16 protein-coding genes, 1 pseudogene and 1 riboswitch are annotated in these 16727 nt (G+C 63.7%); of the genes and pseudogenes, 13 read left to right on the top strand and 4 right to left on the bottom strand.

The window, feature by feature from the left end; genetic code table 11:
- Position 1 precedes the first annotated feature (1 nt).
- The gene (locus HNP33_RS01800) at positions 2 to 838 is read left to right on the top strand and encodes an SDR family oxidoreductase (RefSeq protein WP_184704625.1); all 837 of its coding nucleotides are present in this window, start codon (positions 2 to 4) and stop codon (positions 836 to 838) included.
- A gap of 277 nt (positions 839 to 1115) precedes the next feature.
- Here HNP33_RS01800 and HNP33_RS01795 read toward each other — a convergent pair whose 3' ends face one another.
- Complete coding sequence (locus HNP33_RS01795; RefSeq protein WP_184704623.1) at positions 1116 to 1715, bottom strand: RNA recognition motif domain-containing protein; 600 nt, start codon at positions 1713 to 1715, stop codon at positions 1116 to 1118.
- 294 nt (positions 1716 to 2009) lie between these two features.
- Positions 2010 to 2396, bottom strand: coding sequence for an RNA recognition motif domain-containing protein (locus HNP33_RS01790; RefSeq protein WP_184704621.1), 387 nt, complete (start codon positions 2394 to 2396; stop codon positions 2010 to 2012).
- Between the two features lie 233 nt (positions 2397 to 2629).
- Positions 2630 to 2737, top strand: a riboswitch (yybP-ykoY riboswitch).
- A gap of 98 nt (positions 2738 to 2835) precedes the next feature.
- On the opposite strand from HNP33_RS01790, the gene HNP33_RS01785 reads away from it, so the two are divergent.
- From HNP33_RS01785 to HNP33_RS01745, 10 genes and pseudogenes are all read left to right on the top strand, one after another.
- Positions 2836 to 3402 (top strand): TMEM165/GDT1 family protein, encoded by a 567-nt coding sequence (locus HNP33_RS01785; RefSeq protein ID WP_184704619.1) that lies wholly within the window; start codon positions 2836 to 2838, stop codon positions 3400 to 3402.
- Positions 3403 to 3528: 126 nt separating this feature from the next.
- Complete coding sequence (locus HNP33_RS01780) at positions 3529 to 4227, top strand: substrate-binding domain-containing protein (protein WP_233464214.1); 699 nt, start codon at positions 3529 to 3531, stop codon at positions 4225 to 4227.
- Between the two features lie 151 nt (positions 4228 to 4378).
- Complete coding sequence (locus HNP33_RS01775; RefSeq protein ID WP_184704617.1) at positions 4379 to 5785, top strand: MFS transporter; 1407 nt, start codon at positions 4379 to 4381, stop codon at positions 5783 to 5785.
- 32 nt (positions 5786 to 5817) lie between these two features.
- The gene (locus tag HNP33_RS01770; RefSeq protein WP_184704615.1) at positions 5818 to 6846 is read left to right on the top strand and encodes an amidohydrolase family protein; all 1029 of its coding nucleotides are present in this window, start codon (positions 5818 to 5820) and stop codon (positions 6844 to 6846) included.
- A 122-nt stretch (positions 6847 to 6968) separates the two neighbouring features.
- On the top strand, positions 6969 to 7652 hold the full coding sequence (ligK, locus tag HNP33_RS01765; RefSeq protein ID WP_184704613.1) for a 4-carboxy-4-hydroxy-2-oxoadipate aldolase/oxaloacetate decarboxylase: 684 nt from the start codon (positions 6969 to 6971) through the stop codon (positions 7650 to 7652).
- A 163-nt stretch (positions 7653 to 7815) separates the two neighbouring features.
- A complete protein-coding gene (locus HNP33_RS01760) occupies positions 7816 to 8733 on the top strand; it encodes an amidohydrolase family protein (RefSeq protein ID WP_184704611.1) in 918 nt (305 codons plus the stop codon).
- Between the two features lie 2 nt (positions 8734 to 8735).
- Positions 8736 to 9056, top strand: a pseudogene (gene ligA / locus HNP33_RS20955) (protocatechuate 4,5-dioxygenase subunit alpha); the annotation flags it as partial.
- Positions 9057 to 9212: 156 nt separating this feature from the next.
- Positions 9213 to 10118, top strand: a complete 906-nt coding sequence (locus HNP33_RS20950) for a class III extradiol dioxygenase subunit beta (RefSeq protein ID WP_325064895.1) — start codon at positions 9213 to 9215, stop codon at positions 10116 to 10118.
- Between the two features lie 2 nt (positions 10119 to 10120).
- Complete coding sequence (locus HNP33_RS01750) at positions 10121 to 11086, top strand: Gfo/Idh/MocA family oxidoreductase (protein WP_221451957.1); 966 nt, start codon at positions 10121 to 10123, stop codon at positions 11084 to 11086.
- A gap of 95 nt (positions 11087 to 11181) precedes the next feature.
- Entirely contained in the window at positions 11182 to 12198 is a 1017-nt protein-coding gene (locus HNP33_RS01745) for an aldo/keto reductase (protein ID WP_184704607.1), read from the top strand.
- 74 nt (positions 12199 to 12272) lie between these two features.
- On the opposite strand, the gene HNP33_RS01740 is transcribed toward HNP33_RS01745, so the two are convergent.
- Positions 12273 to 13283 (bottom strand): Bug family tripartite tricarboxylate transporter substrate binding protein, encoded by a 1011-nt coding sequence (locus tag HNP33_RS01740; RefSeq protein ID WP_184704605.1) that lies wholly within the window; start codon positions 13281 to 13283, stop codon positions 12273 to 12275.
- 334 nt (positions 13284 to 13617) lie between these two features.
- Between HNP33_RS01740 and HNP33_RS01735 the strand changes: the two genes are divergently transcribed.
- Entirely contained in the window at positions 13618 to 14505 is an 888-nt protein-coding gene (locus tag HNP33_RS01735) for a LysR family transcriptional regulator (RefSeq protein WP_184704603.1), read from the top strand.
- A 121-nt stretch (positions 14506 to 14626) separates the two neighbouring features.
- On the opposite strand, the gene HNP33_RS01730 is transcribed toward HNP33_RS01735, so the two are convergent.
- Positions 14627 to 15412, bottom strand: a complete 786-nt coding sequence (locus HNP33_RS01730; RefSeq protein WP_184704601.1) for an IclR family transcriptional regulator domain-containing protein — start codon at positions 15410 to 15412, stop codon at positions 14627 to 14629.
- Positions 15413 to 15544: 132 nt separating this feature from the next.
- Between HNP33_RS01730 and pobA the strand changes: the two genes are divergently transcribed.
- Positions 15545 to 16720, top strand: a complete 1176-nt coding sequence (gene pobA, locus HNP33_RS01725) for a 4-hydroxybenzoate 3-monooxygenase (protein WP_184704599.1) — start codon at positions 15545 to 15547, stop codon at positions 16718 to 16720.
- Positions 16721 to 16727: the final 7 nt, after the last annotated feature.

Genomic DNA, 16727 nt, shown 5'->3' with positions numbered 1-16727 from the left:
CATGGTTGCTCTGCAGCAAACTTCCCTTCCGGTGGCTGGCGCAGCTGCGCCACTGGTGCTGATCACGGGTGCTTCCAGCGGTATCGGCCAGGCCCTGGCGCTGCGCTACCACCAGACTGGCTGGCGGCTGGCACTGGTGGCGCGCCGGGTGGATGCAATCAAGCGATGGGCTGCTGACCATTCCATCAGTGCTGATAGCTATCAAATATATAGTGCAGATGTGGCAGACCGTGACCAAATCATTGCGGCCTGCGAGCAATGCCTCTCCAGCCAGGGCTTGCCTGATGTGGTGGTGGCCAATGCCGGGGTGAGCTTTGGCATCGACACGGCGGAGCGCGAAGACCTGGACGTGATGGCGCAGACCTACGCCACCAATGTGATCGGCATGGCGGCAACCTTTCACGCCTTTGTGCGACCCATGCAAGCGCGCGGCTCGGGTGCGCTGGTGGGTATTGCCAGTGTTGCCGGCATCCGCGGCCTGCCCGGCCATGGCGCCTATTGCGCCAGCAAGGCCGCCGTCATCAGCTATTGCGAAAGCCTGCGCGTGGAGCTGGCGCGCAGCGGTGTCCGGGTGTTGACCATCTGCCCTGGCTTTGTCGCCACGCCGCTTACCAGCCAGAACCGCTATGGCATGCCGTTTCTGATGCAGCCCGAGGCTTTTGCCGATCAGGCCTATGCAGTCATCGCCAAAGGCCGCAGCTACAGCGTGATTCCCTGGCAAATGGGCCTGGTGGCCAAGCTGCTGCGGCTGTTGCCCAATGCCGTCTATGACAGGGCTCTTGCCAACCGCCCGCGCAAACACCGGCATGCCGAGCGCACGGGGAAGCCGGGTGGTTAGAGCAGGTTCTTGGCGATCGCTGCTTGTCTTTAGGAAACCTCTGCAAAACCCTCGCCAGATGGGATGGACGCGGATCGGGATGAGCCGCAAGGCGTCTTTTGAAGGCAATAGCCGTAGCTATTAACGAAAAAGACAACGCAGCGGATCGCCCGAGACCACGTTCAGACCACGGCTGGGAGTTTTGCAGAGTTTCCTTAGCGCATTGAGGCAATAAAAAAGCCCCTTGCGGGGCTGAGAATCAGAGCCAGGGCACGCCATGTGGCGTGCCGGGCGCAGATCAATAGTCGTCGTTGTCGAAGCCTTGGTTACCGCCACGGTTGCGCGAACCATTGCCGTAAGGGCTGCGGAAGCCGCCATCGCGCTCACCGCCACGGTCGCCGCCGCCAAAGCCACGGTCATTGCCGCCACGGCCATAGCCGCCACCGCCTCCGCCATCACCACGGCCGCCACGGTCACCATAGCCGCCGCCACCAAAACCACCACCGCCGCCACCACCGTAGCCGCCGCGATCACCGCCGCCGAAGCCGCCACGGTCACCACCACCGCCAAAGCCGCCACGGTTGCCGCCGCCAAAGCCGCCACCACGTGGGCCGCCAAAGCCGCCACCACCGGTGCGGGGAGGACGTGGCTCCATGGGGCGTGCCTCGTTCACGACGAGGTTGCGGCCGCCCAGGGGCTGGCCGTTCATGCCGTTGATTGCGGCCTGGGCTTCTTCATCGCTGCCCATTTCCACAAAACCAAAACCTTTGGAGCGACCCGTGTCGCGTTCCATCATCACCTTGGCGCTGGTTACGCTGCCAAATTGGCCGAAGGCCTGTTCCAGATCATTGTCGCGCACTTGGTACGGCAAATTTCCGACGTAAAGCTTGTTGCCCATTGAGGGACTCCTGATAACTCTTAAATAACGCGATGGAGTCCCGTAAAACGCAATACCTGAATCATGTGATCATCCAATGCGTCACGACGAAACTGATCATTCACCGCAATAGCCCAGTGGAGGGGTACTCCATCCTTTATTTTCTGGCATAAAAATCCCCTTTGGTGTAGTCGATGCCCCTAGGTGTGGCGCAGAAGCTGCAACAAAACGCAAAAAAGGCCTCAAAGAGGCCTTTTATTCGGGAGATCCCGTTATTTGATCGCCAAAAACCGCAATTGGTTTCTGGCGCAATGATCAGTAGCTGCCGCCGCCGTAGCCGCCGCGGCCACCGCCGAAGCCACCACGATCACCGCCGCCGCCGAAGCCGCCGCGGTCACCACCGCCAAAGCCGCCACGGCCACCACCGAAACCACCGCTACGAGGAGGGCGGGCTTCCATGGGGCGGGCTTCGTTCACGACCAGATTGCGGCCGCCGAAGTTTTGACCGTTCACGCCTTCGATAGCAGCTTGTGCTTCAGCGTCCGAGCCCATTTCCACAAAGCCGAAGCCTTTGGAGCGGCCGGTGTCACGTTCCATCATGACCTTGGCGCTGGAGACAGAGCCGAACTGGCTGAAAGTGCTTTCCAGATCGCTGTCACGGAAAGAATATGGCAGGTTGCCAACGTAGAGTTTGTTGCCCATTTGAGGACTCCGAAAAAAACAATAAAAGCGATGGAGCCTGATGCAATCAACAAACCTGTGACAACTTCCAAGACGGATCACCGCGCGCGCCCCGTGTATCTGACGAGACACAGAGCTCGACCATTATGGGCGAATCAGCTTACGGTGTGTTGACAGTTCACGCAAGTGCACCCTGGTATTTTCCCTCGCGGCAGTATGTGTTGCGGCGCAACATCGGATTTGCGCGTATGATGCGCCCTGTCTTTGGGGAGTAGCCTGCCTGGCGCGCAATGCGCTGCGGAGTGTGCGCCAACAAACTTGGGCCTTCGGCCTATGGCGTACACGGCATCTATACAGATGCTTGGCGAGACCATTGACCACGTTGCGATCCAACAGCCGGAGTCGCGATGCGGTCAATGCTGTCTTGCAACCATCCGGCTACATAAAAGTACCCCACACCATGGAAGCTTTCTTCATCTCGACCGCTGTGGTCGCACTCGCCGAGATGGGCGACAAGACGCAACTGCTCTCGCTCGTACTCGCTGCCAAGTACCGCAAACCCTGGCCCATCGTGCTGGGCATTTTTGTCGCCACCATCGTGAACCACGCATTGGCGGGCGCCGTAGGTGCCTGGATCACCACTGTGCTGGGCCCCGATGTGCTGCGCTGGATTCTGGGCGTTTCCTTCATTTTGATGGCGGGGTGGATGCTGATTCCCGACAAGATCGATGAAGACGAGGCTGGCAAAAGCAGTGGTCGCTGGGGCGTGTTCGGCACGACCTTGCTGCTGTTCTTCCTGGCCGAGATGGGCGACAAGACGCAGTTGGCGACGGTGGGACTGGCTGCCAAGTACCCGGCGCAATACTACGGCGTGGTGGCAGGCACCACGATCGGCATGATGCTGGCCAATGCGCCCGTGGTCTGGTTTGGCGACAAGATTACCAAGAAGCTGCCGATCCAGTGGATCCACCGTGTCTGTGCCGTGATCTTTGCAGCGCTCGGTGTGCTGGCGCTGGTGGCCGGATAAGCAGTCTCTGCGCGATCCGGCACAGTGATGAGCTATGCCGGATTGCTATAGCTGATAGTGGGTGCCAGAGGTTGGCGCCGGGTGCAGCCATGCCGACAATGCTTTGCATAACAGGAGGCAAAGCGCATGGGCACCGTTCCCAACGCCCTCAAGGGCATTTCGTCGATGGCCACCCGGCAGCTGCTGGCGGAACTGGTGGCCAACTGGCACGCGCAAGGCGGCGAGCCGGTCGATATCGAATCGGTAGGCGGCGTCGATGCCGCGCAGCGCGTGCTGAATGGCGAGGCATTCGATGTCGTCATTCTGGCGTCAGATGCCATCACCAAGCTCGAAGCCGCTGGCCGGGTGCTGCCGGGCAGCCGGGTGGACCTGGTGCGCTCCAGCACGGCGGTCGCAGTATCTGCTGGTGCGGCTGCCCCCGATATTTCCTCTGAAGAGGCCGTGCGCGCCGCTGTGCTGGTGGCGCAAGGCATCGGATACTCCACGGGCCCCAGCGGCGTGGCGCTGCAGGCGCTGTTTGCGCGTTGGGGCATCACAGGGCAGATTCGCCCGCGCCTGGTGCAGGCCCGCCCCGGAGTGCCTGTGGCCTCCCTCGTGGCAAGTGGCGAGGTGGCCCTCGGCTTTCAGCAATTGAGCGAGTTGCTCCATGTGCCGGGGATCGCCATTGTCGGCACGTTGCCGCAAACCATTGCCATCGACACCGTCTTCTCCGCAGGCGTGGCGGCTGCTTCGGCACGGGCCGACGCAGCGCGCCGTTTGCTCGCCTTCTTGGCCGCGCCAGGCGCTGCCACGGCCAAACGCCGCCAGGGCATGGAGCCCGTGTGATGCGAGACCGACTGCTTTACCAGTGAATGGATGCCGGGAGCGCATACAGACCGCAGTGCGGCAGGCCTTCCCGGAGCGGATATGAAAAGCCCTGGTACCCGCTGCAGGACACGAATACAGAACCACCGAGAGAGACAACGGAGACAACGACATGATTTCGCCAACCCCTTCCGAGGCGCCGGATTCCGCGGTTGCCAATGTGCAGACCATCCTGAACGAGCATCCCTTCTCCGGGTTCCAATGGGTGATCTTCGCCCTGTGCTTTTTCGTCGTGCTGCTCGACGGCTTCGACACTGCAGCCATCGGCTACATCGCCCCCTCGCTGCTGGCAGAGTGGGGCGTGGCCAAGCCTGATCTGGCGCCCGTGCTCAGTGCTGCGCTGTTTGGCCTGGCAGGTGGCGCCATGTGCTCGGGGCCGCTGGCCGACCGCTTTGGCCGCAAGGCCGTGCTGGTGGGGTCGGTGCTGGTGTTTGCCATTGCCTGCCTGGCTTCGGGCTATGCGCATGACATCCGCACGTTGACGGTGCTGCGCTTCGTCACCGGCCTGGGCCTGGGCGCAGCCATGCCCAATGCCGTCACGCTGATGAGCGAATACTGCCCCGATTCGCGCCGCGCCATGCTCACCAATGCCATGTTCTGCGGCTTTCCGCTGGGCGCAGCGCTGGGTGGCTTTCTGGCGGCATGGATGATTCCGCACTTTGGGTGGCGCAGTGTGCTGCACCTGGGTGGTATTGCCCCGCTGTTGCTGGTGGCGCTGCTGGTGGTGCTGCTGCCAGAGTCTGTGCGCTACATGGTGGCCAAGGGGTATGCGGCAGACCGTATCCGCAAGCCGCTGGTGCGCATTGCAGGCAGTGCGGTGGCTGGCGTGCAGCGCTTTGTGATGACCGAGAACCGGGCGGCCGTTGATGGCAAGAGCGGCCTGGGCGTGGTGCTGTCGCGCCAGTACCGGGTGGGCTCGGCCATGCTGTGGCTGGCTTATTTCATGGGCCTGGTGATCTTTTACGCGCTGGTCAACTGGATGCCGGTGCTGTTCAAGGAAGGCGGCCTCAGCCCCAAAACGGCCACGCTGGTGGCGGCGCTGTTTCCGCTGGGCGGCGTGGGCGCCGTCTTCTTTGGCTGGCTGATGGATCGCTTCAATGCCAACCGCATCATTGCCGCCGGTTACGCACTGACCGCCGTGGCCATCTGGTGGATCGGGCAGGAGGCCGCAAGCCTGGGCTGGCTGGTGGTGTCGGTGTTCGTTGCGGGCACCATCATGAATACCGCCCAGTCTTCCATGCCGGCGCTGGCTGCGGCGTTCTATCCCACCAGCGGCCGTGCGACCGGCGTGGCCTGGATGCTGGGGGTGGGCCGCTTTGGCGGCATTGCGGGCTCATTCCTGGTGGCCGAGCTCACGGCGCGACAGCTGAGTTTCAGCCAGATCTTCACCGTGGTCGCCATCCCCGGTCTCATCGCCATGGCGGCCCTCATCGTCAAGCAGTGGGCCAGCCCCCAGGGCGGGGCCGAGCGGCAAAGCCCGTCTCAGGCCGCAGACGCAGGCATATCTGCAAGCCATTGAATTCATTCATTTTCAAAAAAGGTGTTCCCACCATGATCATCGACGTACACGGCCACTACACCACAGCACCCGCAGCACTGGGCGCCTGGCGCGAGTTGCAGATTGCGGGCCTGCAAAACCCGGCCCAGGCCCCCAAGGCCAGCCAACTGGAGATCAGCGACGATGAAATCCGCGAGACCATCGAGACCAACCAGCTCAAGCTGATGAAGCAGCGCGGCTCGGACCTCACCATCTTCAGCCCGCGCGCCAGCTTCATGGCCCACCACATTGGTGATTTCGAGACATCGAGCACGTGGGCCGCCATTTGCAATGAGCTGTGCTACCGCGTGAGCCAGCTGTTTCCCGATCACTTCATCCCTGCTGCGATGCTGCCGCAGTCGCCCGGCGTCGATCCCAGAACCTGCATTCCCGAACTGGTGAAGTGCGTGGAACAGTACGGCAACGTCGGCATCAACCTCAACCCCGATCCATCTGGCGGCCACTGGACTTCGCCGCCGCTGTCGGACCGGCACTGGTATCCCATCTATGAAAAGATGGTGGAGTACGACATCCCCGCGATGATCCACGTCTCCACCAGCTGCAACGCCTGCTTTCACACCACGGGCGCCCACTATCTGAACGCCGACACCACGGCCTTCATGCAGTGCCTGACCAGCGATCTGTTCAAGGACTTCCCGACGCTCAAGTTCCTCATCCCCCACGGCGGCGGCGCCGTGCCCTACCACTGGGGGCGCTTTCGCGGCCTGGCGCAGGAGCTGAAGAAGCCGCTGCTCGAAGAGCACCTGCTGAACAACATCTTCTTTGACACCTGCGTCTACCACCAGCCGGGCATCAACCTGCTGACCGAAGTGATTCCCACACGGAACATCCTCTTTGCCAGCGAGATGATCGGCGCCGTGCGCGGCATCGACCCGCAGACCGGCCACTATTACGACGATACCCGGCGCTACATCGACGCCACGCAGAACCTAACAGAGGAGGAGAAGCACATGGTCTACGAAAGCAATGCGCGCCGCGTGTTCACGCGCCTGGACGCGGCGCTCAAGGCCAAGGGCCTCTGATCAAAAAAGAGAGCAGCTGGCGCTTGTTGCTGGCTGCTTTCCATATAAAACCATCTGAATGCGATCCCAAAAAGAGCGAGCAGCACATTTTTTTGGGAAGCCATACCCGCGGAGATATTTCCATGTACGAACTCGGAGTCGTTTACCGTAACATCCAGCGCGCCGACCGTGCCGCCGCCGATGGGCTCGCAGCCCTCGGCTCAGCCACGGTGCACGAGGCCATGGGCCGCGTCGGCCTGCTCAAACCCTATATGCGCCCCATCTACCCGGGCCAGCAGGTTTCGGGCACGGCCGTCACCGTGCTGCTGCAGCCTGGCGACAACTGGATGATGCATGTAGCAGCCGAGCAGATTCAGCCCGGCGACATCGTGGTGGCCGCCGTCACCAGCGAATGCACCGACGGCTACTTTGGCGATCTGCTGGCCACCAGCTTCCAGGCCCGGGGCGCGCGCGCGCTCATCATCGACGCTGGCGTGCGCGATGTGCGGGTGCTGCAGGAGATGGGCTTTCCGGTGTGGAGCCGTGCCATCTCGTCCAAGGGAACGATCAAGGCAACGCTGGGCTCGGTCAACATTCCCGTGGTCTGCGCTGGCATGCTGGTGACGCCTGGCGACGTGATCGTGGCCGATGACGACGGCGTGGTCTGCGTGCCTGCGGCACGCGCCGTGCAAACCCTGGAAGCGGCGCAAAAGCGCGAGAGCTTTGAAGGCGAAAAGCGCGCCAAACTGGCCTCGGGCATCCTGGGGCTCGACATGTACAAGATGCGTGAACCACTGGAGAAAGCCGGCTTGCGGTATCTGGATTAACACCCTCTGAGCGGCTGCGCCGCTTCCCCTTCTCTCGCCGCGCAGGAGGGGGACGACAGCCTCGCTGCGGGGCGGCCCTTGCTTGCTGTCGCTTTCGTGGGTTACGCCAGTCTCATGGATGGCGAACAACATGCGGAGCATTGAAAAATTGTGGAGAACACCTATGAGCGCATTTGAGAAAACACCCGGCTGGCTGGACTGGTACGCCGGCCCCAGCAAACCCAGGTTCCAGCTGCCTGCGGGCGCCGTTGACGCGCACTGCCATGTATTTGGCCCTGGTGATGCCTTCCCCTTTGCGCCCGAGCGCAAGTACACGCCCTGCGATGCGAGCAAGGCCCAGCTGTTTGCACTGCGCGACCACCTGGGCTTTGCGCGCAACGTGATCGTGCAGGCGACCTGCCACGGGGCAGACAACCGCGCCATGGTCGATGCCTGCCAGTCGTCCGGCGGGCGCGCGCGCGGTGTGGCCACCGTCAGGCGCAGCATCAGCGACGCGGAATTGCAGGCCCTGCACGCCGCTGGTGTGCGCGGCGTGCGCTTCAATTTCGTCAAGCGCCTGGTGGATTTCACGCCCAAGGACGAGCTGATGGAGATCGCAGGCCGCATCGCCAGGCTCGGCTGGCATGTGGTGATTTACTTCGAGGCGGTGGATCTGCCCGAGTTGTGGGATTTCTTCACCGCGCTGCCCACCACCGTGGTGGTGGACCACATGGGCCGCCCCGACGTGGCCAAGGGCGTGGACAGCGCAGAGTTCGCGCTGTTTCTGAAGTTCATGCGTGAGCACCCGAATGTGTGGAGCAAGGTATCGTGCCCCGAGCGCCTTTCGCTGACCGGCCCCAAGGCGCTGGATGGAGAGCGCAATGCCTACCGCGACGTGGTGCCATTTGCGCGTCGCGTGGTCGAAGCGTTTCCCGACCGCGTGCTCTGGGGTACCGACTGGCCGCATCCCAACCTCAAGGACCACATGCCCGACGACGGCCTGCTGGTGGATTTCATCCCGCACATTGCGCCCACGGCCGAGCTGCAGCGCAAGCTGCTGGTGGACAATCCCATGCGCCTGTACTGGCCTGAGGAGGTGTGACCATGTCGCTTGAAAAACCGTATCTCGATGTGCCCGGCACCACCATCTTCGATGCCGATCAGAGCCGCAAGGGCTATTGGCTCAACCAGTTCTGCATGAGCCTGATGAAGGCCGAGAACCGCCAGCGCTTCAAGGCTGACGAAGACGCCTACCTGGCCGACTGGCCAATGACCGACGAGCAGAAGGCGGCGGTGCGCGCGCGCGATCTCAACTGGATGATGCGCACCGGCGGCAACATCTACTTTCTCTCCAAGCTTGGCGCCACCGACGGGCTTTCGTTCCAGCAGATGGCGGGCAGCATGACCGGTATGACTGAACAGCAGTACCGCGACATGATGATTGGTGGCGGGCGCAGCGCCGAGGGCAACCGCGTGGTGGGCGAAGGCGGCAACGCCCAGGGCGCACCGGTGCAGTCCGAAGCCTGGCGCAACTGGCAAAGCTGGCGCGAGAGCCAGGCGCAGGAGGCGCTGGCCGCGCAGATCGAGAACGCGCAGAACGCATCGAAAGCCCGGCCCGCCACAGGCTCCGCCAACCATGCGCGCATCACCGCATCGGTCTATTCCTCGCATGTGCCCGCCATTGGAGCGGCCATCGACCTGGGCAAGACCGGCGAGCCCTACTGGCAACCGCTGTTCGCGGGCTTCGAGCCCACCAAGCAGTGGATGCGCGAGAATCTGCCGGACGTGGTGTTTTTGGTCTACAACGACCACGCCACCAATTTCGATCTGAGCGTGATCCCGACCTTTGCCATCGGAACGGCGGCCGAGTTCGAGCCTGCCGACGAAGGCTACGGCCCGCGGCCTGTGCCCAAGGTCATGGGCCATCCCGAGCTGGCCTCGCACATCGCGCAGTCGGTGATCCAGCAGGATTTTGACTTGACCATCGTCAATGAACTCAAGGTGGACCATGGTCTCACCGTGCCGATGAATCTGATGTTCGGCAGCCCGGCCCAGTGGCCGTGCCGGGTGATTCCCTTGCATGTCAACGTGGTGCAGTACCCGGTGCCGTCGGGCGGCCGGTGTTTTGCGCTGGGGCAGGCCATCCGCCGCGCGATCGAGAGCTTTGACGAACCGCTCAAGGTACAGATATGGGGCACGGGCGGCATGAGCCACCAGCTGCAAGGGCCGCGCGCGGGCTTGATCAACCGCGAGTGGGACAACCGCTTTCTTGACCGGCTGATTGCAGACCCTGAGGATCTGGCCGAAATGCCGCACATCGAGTACGTGCGCGAAGCAGGCAGCGAAGGCATCGAGCTGGTGATGTGGCTGATTGCCCGCGGCGCGATGGCCGATGTGGCGGGGGGGCCCGCCCCCCGGCTTGCGCACCGCTTTTTTCATGTCCCTGCGTCCAACACGGCCGTGGGCCACCTCATTCTGGAGAACTGAAAATGACCATCAAAGTAGCCCTGGCGGGCGCCGGAGCCTTCGGTATCAAGCACCTGGACGGTATCCGCAACATCGACGGCGTGGAAGTCGTCTCGCTGGTCAGCCGCGATTTGGACAAGACCCGCGAAGTGGCTGCCCAATACGGCATCGGGCATGTGAGCACCGAGCTGGCCGACAGCCTGGCCCTGCCCGAGGTGGATGCCGTCATCCTGTGCACGCCCACGCAGATGCACGCGGCCCAGGCCATCCAGTGCATGCAGGCGGGCAAGCATGTGCAGGTGGAGATTCCGCTGGCAGACAGCCATGCGCAGGCGCAGCAAGTGCTTGATCTGCAACGGCAGACGGGCCTTGTAGCCATGGTGGGCCATACCCGCCGCTTCAACCCCAGCCACCAGTGGATCCACAAGAAGGTCGCGGCGGGCGAGTTCAACATCCAGCAGATGGATGTGCAGACCTATTTCTTCCGCCGCACCAACATGAACGCGCTGGGCCAGCCGCGCAGTTGGACGGATCACCTGCTGTGGCACCATGCCGCCCACACCGTGGATCTGTTTGCCTACCAGGCGGGCAGCCCGATCGTCAAGGCCAACGCGGTTCAGGGCCCGATCCACAAGGATCTGGGCATCGCCATGGACATGAGCATCCAGCTCAAGGCGGCCAATGGCGCCATCTGCACGCTCTCGCTGAGCTTCAACAACGAGGGCCCGCTGGGCACGTTCTTTCGCTACATCGGCGACACCGGCACCTATATCGCGCGTTACGACGATCTGGCGCAATCGACCAAGGAGGGCAAGGAGGAGAAGATCGACGTCTCCCACGTCGATGTGTCGATGAACGGCATCGAACTGCAGGACCGCGAGTTCTTCGCCGCCATCCGCGAGGGGCGCGAGCCCAATTCCAGCGTGCAGAAAGTGTTCAACTGCTATAAGGTGTTGCACGATCTGGAGCAGCAGCTCGATGCCGGCTGATTCAGGCATCTGCCTGGATTGACGAGCCACTGCCCCGCCAGCTGCACCCGCAGCGGCGGGCTTTTGCATTCAGACCCGCTAACACCAAAAGAGCCATGAAAAAACGCACTATCGGCCCCTTTACCGTGGCCAACGTAGCCCTGGGCTGCATGAATTTCTGCCACGCTTATGGCAATCCTGTCTCCACCGAGCAGGCCCATGCCGTGCTGCACGCCGCGCTGGAGGCGGGCGTGACCTTGTTCGACACGGCAGCGCTCTATGGTTTTGGCGCCAGCGAATCACTGATCGGCCCCGTGCTCAAGCCCCACCGCAACCACATCACCCTGGCCAGCAAGGGCGGCATGGCTGGCGTGCGCGGCGATGATGGCGTGATGCGCCGCGTGATCGACGGCCACCCCAGAACCCTGCGCAAGAACTGCGAAGACAGCCTGCAGCGCCTGGGCACGGACGTGATTGACCTGTATTACCTGCACCGCTGGGACCAGCGCGTGCCCATCGAGGAATCCGTGGGCGAGATGGCGCGCCTCCAGGAAGAGGGCAAGATTCGCGCGCTGGGCCTGTCCGAGGTGGGGGCTGACGCATTGCGCCGCGCGCACCGGGAGCACCCGATTGCCGCGCTGCAGAGCGAATATTCACTGTGGTCGCGCAATGCCGAGCTGGGCACGCTGGCGGCCTGCAAGGAGCTGGGCATTGCCTATGTCGCCTTCAGCCCCATGGGTCGGGCATTCCTGAGCGGCAAGTTGCAGCAGGTGGATGGCCTGGTGCAGGGCGATATCCGTGCCTCCATGCCGCGCTTCCAGCCCGAGGCCTATGCGCGCAACCTGCAGTTGCTCGCGCCCATGCAGGCCATCGCCGAGCGGGCGGGCTGCACCCTGGCCGAGCTGGCGATTGCCTGGGTGGTGAACCAGGGCGAGCATGTGATTGCGCTGCCGGGCACGACCAGCGTTGCACACCTGCACGAGAACCTGCGGGGCGGCGCCATTCAACTCGATGCGGCGCTGCTCGCCGAGTTGGACGACCTGTTCCGACCCGGAGGCATTGTGGGCGACCGCTACGCGCTGGCGGCGCAGCGCGAGGTGGATACCGAGAAGTATGCGTTTGAAGCGGTCTGAGATTGCTATCAATAGTGCAGCTATTGGCGCTTTATTTGTAAGCGCTCAATAGCTGTTTGATACTGAAATCTGGCTCAATCCAGCGACATGCCTGCCTGCCGGATCACGTCGCCAAAGCGTTTGCTCTCATTGGCGATGAACTGCTTGAACTCGGCAGGCGTGGGGGCGTAGGTTTCGTAGCCGAAGGCGGCGAACTTCTCGTCCACATCCTTGCCGGTCAGTGCCTGGCGTACGTCGGCGCGGATCTTGTCCTGCACCGCAACGGGTGTGCCGGGGCGCACGGCCAGCGCGTTCCAGCCGGTGACGGCATAGCCGGCCGGGCCGCCGGATTCGGAGACCGTGGGCACGTTCTCGAAACCCGCGATGCGCTGGGGCGCTGCCACCGCCAGAAAACGCAGCTTGCCGCCGCGCATCAGCGGCCCGGCCGTGCCCAGCGAGCCGAGCGCAAAGCTCAGCTGGCCGGTGGCCACGCCCTGGTAGAGCTGGCTGGTTTCCTTGTAGATCACGTGCTCCATCCGGGTGCCGGTCATGCTCTCAAGCAGGGCCGATCCCAGGTGCACGGGGTTGCCGACCGACCAGGAGCCGTAGTTGAGCTGGCCGGGCCGGGCCTTGGCATCGGCGATCAGGTCGCCCATCGTCTTGTAGGGGCTGTTCACCGGCACGCAGACGAAGAAGTAGTTGCGAAACAGCGGCATCAGGATGTCGAAATCCTTATCCAGGCTGTAGGGCAGCTTCTTGAAGAGGTGCGGATAGGCGGCGATGTGCACATTGTCCAGCTGGATCATGTCGGTGCCGTCGGTGGCGCCGCGCTTGAAGGCGTCAATGGCGATGAAACCGTTGCCGCCCGGGCGGTTTTCCACCACCACCGGCTGGCCCCAGGCGCGGCTGAGCTTGTCGGCTACCAGGCGCGAGAGCCCATCAGGGCCCCCGCCGACTGGAAAAGGGTTGATGATGCGAGAAGGCTTGGTGGGCCATTTGGCGTCGCTGCCTTGTCCTTGTGCCAGTGCGGGCCAGGCCGCCAGGGTGCCCAGACTGCCCAGAGCGAGGACTGCGCGGCGGCGGCTCAAAGGGATAGGTTCGTACATGTTTTGTCTCCTGGATCTCGTTGTAATGGCCGCATTGTGGAGAGGACGGCGCAAACCACCTATGTAGCATTGCTGCTAGCAGCTATAGCAAAATGGCATAAGAGCCGCTAACACATCCCTTGATACGTCGTTGCTTCGTCGGGGGCGCCCAGCTGGGGGCGCCTAGCCGGGGGCGCTCAGCCTTGTCGTACGTTTGTACTGCCTAAGGCTTCGCCTGACGCGACCCGGCGCTTCGTCTCAATCGCAAATCTGCGATTTGCTGGGTTGTATTAGCGGCTCTGAGAGCCCGTTCAAAGAATACAGAACCCAGTCCCGGGGAGGCAAGGCGGCAGCGATGAATCTTCAGCAGATCGAAACCTTTGTGCTTGTAGCCGAGACCGGCAGCTTCAGCAAGGCAGCCGTGTTGCTCGATACCGCGCAGCCCGCGCTCAGCCGCCAGGTGCGCGCGCTGGAGACCGAGCTGCGCGAGACGCTCCTGATCCGCACCGGCCGAGGCGTGACGCTGACCGATGCGGGCCGCCGGCTGCTGGAGCATGGCCACGCCATCATGCAGCGTGTGGCGCTGGCCCGTGAAGACCTGGGCGCCCAGCGCGGCGAGCCGGTCGGCCGCATCGTCGTGGGCCTGCCGCCTAGCCTGGCGCGGCGGCTGACCTTGCCACTCATCGACATTTTCAGCCGCGAGATGCCCAAGGCGCGGCTTGCGGTGGTGGAAGGCTTTTCCATGAACATTGCCGAGTGGCTGACCACCGGCCGCATGGATCTGGGCCTGGTCTATTCGCCCGAGCCGCAGCCGCACATCGAAGTCTCGCCGGTGCTGGAGGAACGCCTGTGCCTGGTCGGCCCCAAGGCCGAGCTGGGCGGCCGCGCGTCGGTGCGCTTTGAAGAGCTGGCAGGCTTTCCGCTCATCATGCCGCAGCATGGTCAGATCTTTCGCAAGCTCATGGAGGCCCAAGCCACCTTGTCGCAAGTCAAGCTCCAGGTGGTGTGGGAGGTGTCCAGCGTGCCTGTCATCCTCGATCTGGTGCGCGGTGGCTATGGTTACGCCGCGCTCACCCGCAGCGCGCTCCACAACCACGATGCGGACGCGCACCTGGCCGTGACACCCATCGAATCACCGCATGTGCCTATCACGCTGTGCCTGGCGCAATCGGCCAAGCGGAAGGCCACGCCACTGGTGCGCCGCACCTCCGAGGTGCTGCGCGAACTCAGCCTGCAGGTGTAGTGCTGCGCCATTGCTTCCAAAGGCATGGCTGTTTGCGCGTGATGACGGTGATTTTTAGATAAAAAAGCGCCTGAAAGGTAATGGAGGAAAGCGCAGGCAGCTCTCTGAATTGATGAGATTTTTACAGCAGCGGGCGCAATTCGCGCGCTGCCTCCTGCAGCAGCGGCAGCAGCTGCGCCAGCATGGTGGCAGGCTTCATGCGTTGGGGCGAAGTCACGAGGTTGAGCGCGGCCAGGGTCTGGCCGCCCATGTTGCGCAGCGGCACGGCGAGGGCCTGTACGCCCAGTTCATGCTCTTCGCGCGCCATGCAGTAATCCTGCTCGCGCACCTGCTGCAGCACTGCGCGCAGCGCGGCTGCGTCGGTGGCGGTATGGGCGGTGAGACGCGGCAGCTCGCGCGCGGCCAGCCACAGCTCCAGCTCGGCCGGGGGCAGGGCCGCCAGCAGCACCCGGCCGGTGGAGGTGGCGTGGGCCGGCAGGCGGCTGCCCAGGTGCAGGCCGTGGGCCAGCACGCGCTGGCCGCTTTCATGCACTGCGCTGCGCGCCACGATCACCACCTCGCCGCCATCGCGCACCACGCACGAAAACGACAGCCCCGCCTGCGCTGCCAGCCGGTGCAGCACGGGCTGCACGAGGCGCGGCAGCCGGGCCGTGGCGAGGTAGCTGCCCGAGAGGCGCAGCACCTTCGACGCCAGCCAGAACTGGCGGCCATCCGTCTCCAGATAGCCCAGGTGGGCCAGTGTCAGCAGGTGTCTGCGCGCTGCTGCGCGTGTGATGCCGGCCCGCTGCGCTGCCACCGTGGCATTGAGGCGCTGGCGCTCGGTGTCAAAGCTCTCCAGCACGGCCAGGCCCTTGGCCAGCCCGGCGATGAAATCTTCGGGCGCGATGGGAAAGGCAGGCTGGGGCATGGCGGGTGGAGAGAGTTTTGGGCGATTGTCGCGCAGATTGCGCGGTGATCGCGCAAATCGCGCGACAGCCTCTCGCTTTGATCGGGGTGCTTTCGTAGCCTGAGAGGCATTACCAACCAGGAGACAAACACCATGCGAACCCAAGTCGCCATCATCGGCGCTGGCCCGGCGGGCCTGCTGCTCGGCCAGTTGCTGCACAAGGCCGGTATCGACAACATCATTCTGGAGCAGCGCAGCGCCAGCTACGTGCTGGGCCGCATCCGCGCCGGTGTGCTGGAGCAGGTGACCGTGGATCTGCTGGAGCAGGCAGGCGCTGCCGTGCGTATGCGCGCTGAGGGCCTGCCGCACCAGGGGATCGAGCTGCTGTTTGGCGGCCAGCGCCATCGCATCGATCTGCATGGCTTGACCGGCGGCAAGAGCGTGGTGGTCTACGGCCAGACCGAGGTGACCCGCGACCTGATGGAGGTGCGCGCTGCCGAGGGCTTGACCACCATCTACGAGGCAGCCCAGGTGCAGCCGCTGGATTTTGATGGCCCCAGCCCCCGGGTGCGCTATGAAAAGGACGGCCAGGTGCACGAGATCGCGTGCGATTTCATCGCGGGCTGCGACGGCTTTCACGGCGTGTGCCGCGCCAGTGTGCCGGCCGAGCGCATCCGCACGTTCGAGAAGGTCTACCCCTTTGGCTGGTTGGGCCTGCTGGCAGATACGCCGCCGGTCTCTGATGAATTGATCTACGCCAACACCGAGCGCGGCTTTGCACTGTGCAGCCAAAGAAGCGCGCAGCGCAGCCGCTACTACCTGCAAGTGCCCCTGACCGAGAAGGCGCAAGACTGGAGCGACGAGGCTTTCTGGCAGGAGCTGCGCCTGCGCCTCGACCCTGAGGCGCGCGAGCGACTGGTGACCGGCCCTTCGCTCGAAAAAAGCATTGCACCGCTGCGCAGCTTTGTGACCGAGCCGATGCGCTTTGGCCGCATGTTTCTCGCGGGCGACGCCGCCCACATCGTGCCGCCTACGGGTGCCAAGGGGCTCAATCTGGCGGCGTCTGACGTGGGTTACCTGGCCCATGCGCTGGCGCAGCACTATGGCGAGCGCAGCGACGCTGGGCTGGACGGCTATTCCGGCCGGTGCCTTGCACGCATCTGGAAGGCCGAGCGCTTTTCGTGGTGGATGACCTCGCTGCTGCACCGCTTTCCCGAGGCGGGGGCTTTTGACGCCCGGGTGCAGCAGGCCGAGCTGGACTACATCGTCCGCTCCCAGGCAGCTTCCACCGCATTGGCGGAAAACTACGTGGGCCTGCCGCTCGCGTAATGCAGCA

The sequence above is a fragment of the Comamonas odontotermitis genome (assembly GCF_014207855.1).
In the GTDB taxonomy this organism is placed as follows: Bacteria; Pseudomonadota; Gammaproteobacteria; order Burkholderiales; family Burkholderiaceae_C; genus Comamonas; species Comamonas odontotermitis_A.
The sequence above is the reverse complement of the archived record's forward strand: the minus strand, read 5'-3'. Positions and strand labels throughout refer to the sequence as shown.

Excerpts from the sequence above, each read along its gene's own strand:
- HNP33_RS01770 (WP_184704615.1), top strand. The coding sequence starts at position 5,818 with ATGATCATCGACGTACACGGCCACTACACCACAGCACCCGCAGCACTG.
- HNP33_RS01790 (WP_184704621.1), bottom strand. The coding sequence starts at position 2,396 with ATGGGCAACAAACTCTACGTTGGCAACCTGCCATATTCTTTCCGTGAC.
- HNP33_RS01740 (WP_184704605.1), bottom strand. The coding sequence starts at position 13,283 with ATGTACGAACCTATCCCTTTGAGCCGCCGCCGCGCAGTCCTCGCTCTG.
- HNP33_RS01785 (WP_184704619.1), top strand. The coding sequence starts at position 2,836 with ATGGAAGCTTTCTTCATCTCGACCGCTGTGGTCGCACTCGCCGAGATG.
- HNP33_RS01780 (WP_233464214.1), top strand. The coding sequence starts at position 3,529 with ATGGGCACCGTTCCCAACGCCCTCAAGGGCATTTCGTCGATGGCCACC.
- pobA (WP_184704599.1), top strand. The coding sequence starts at position 15,545 with ATGCGAACCCAAGTCGCCATCATCGGCGCTGGCCCGGCGGGCCTGCTG.
- HNP33_RS01750 (WP_221451957.1), top strand. The coding sequence starts at position 10,121 with ATGACCATCAAAGTAGCCCTGGCGGGCGCCGGAGCCTTCGGTATCAAG.
- HNP33_RS01775 (WP_184704617.1), top strand. The coding sequence starts at position 4,379 with ATGATTTCGCCAACCCCTTCCGAGGCGCCGGATTCCGCGGTTGCCAAT.
- HNP33_RS01800 (WP_184704625.1), top strand. The coding sequence starts at position 2 with ATGGTTGCTCTGCAGCAAACTTCCCTTCCGGTGGCTGGCGCAGCTGCG.
- ligK (WP_184704613.1), top strand. The coding sequence starts at position 6,969 with ATGTACGAACTCGGAGTCGTTTACCGTAACATCCAGCGCGCCGACCGT.
- HNP33_RS01760 (WP_184704611.1), top strand. The coding sequence starts at position 7,816 with ATGAGCGCATTTGAGAAAACACCCGGCTGGCTGGACTGGTACGCCGGC.
- HNP33_RS01735 (WP_184704603.1), top strand. The coding sequence starts at position 13,618 with ATGAATCTTCAGCAGATCGAAACCTTTGTGCTTGTAGCCGAGACCGGC.
- HNP33_RS01745 (WP_184704607.1), top strand. The coding sequence starts at position 11,182 with ATGAAAAAACGCACTATCGGCCCCTTTACCGTGGCCAACGTAGCCCTG.
- HNP33_RS01730 (WP_184704601.1), bottom strand. The coding sequence starts at position 15,412 with ATGCCCCAGCCTGCCTTTCCCATCGCGCCCGAAGATTTCATCGCCGGG.
- HNP33_RS01795 (WP_184704623.1), bottom strand. The coding sequence starts at position 1,715 with ATGGGCAACAAGCTTTACGTCGGAAATTTGCCGTACCAAGTGCGCGAC.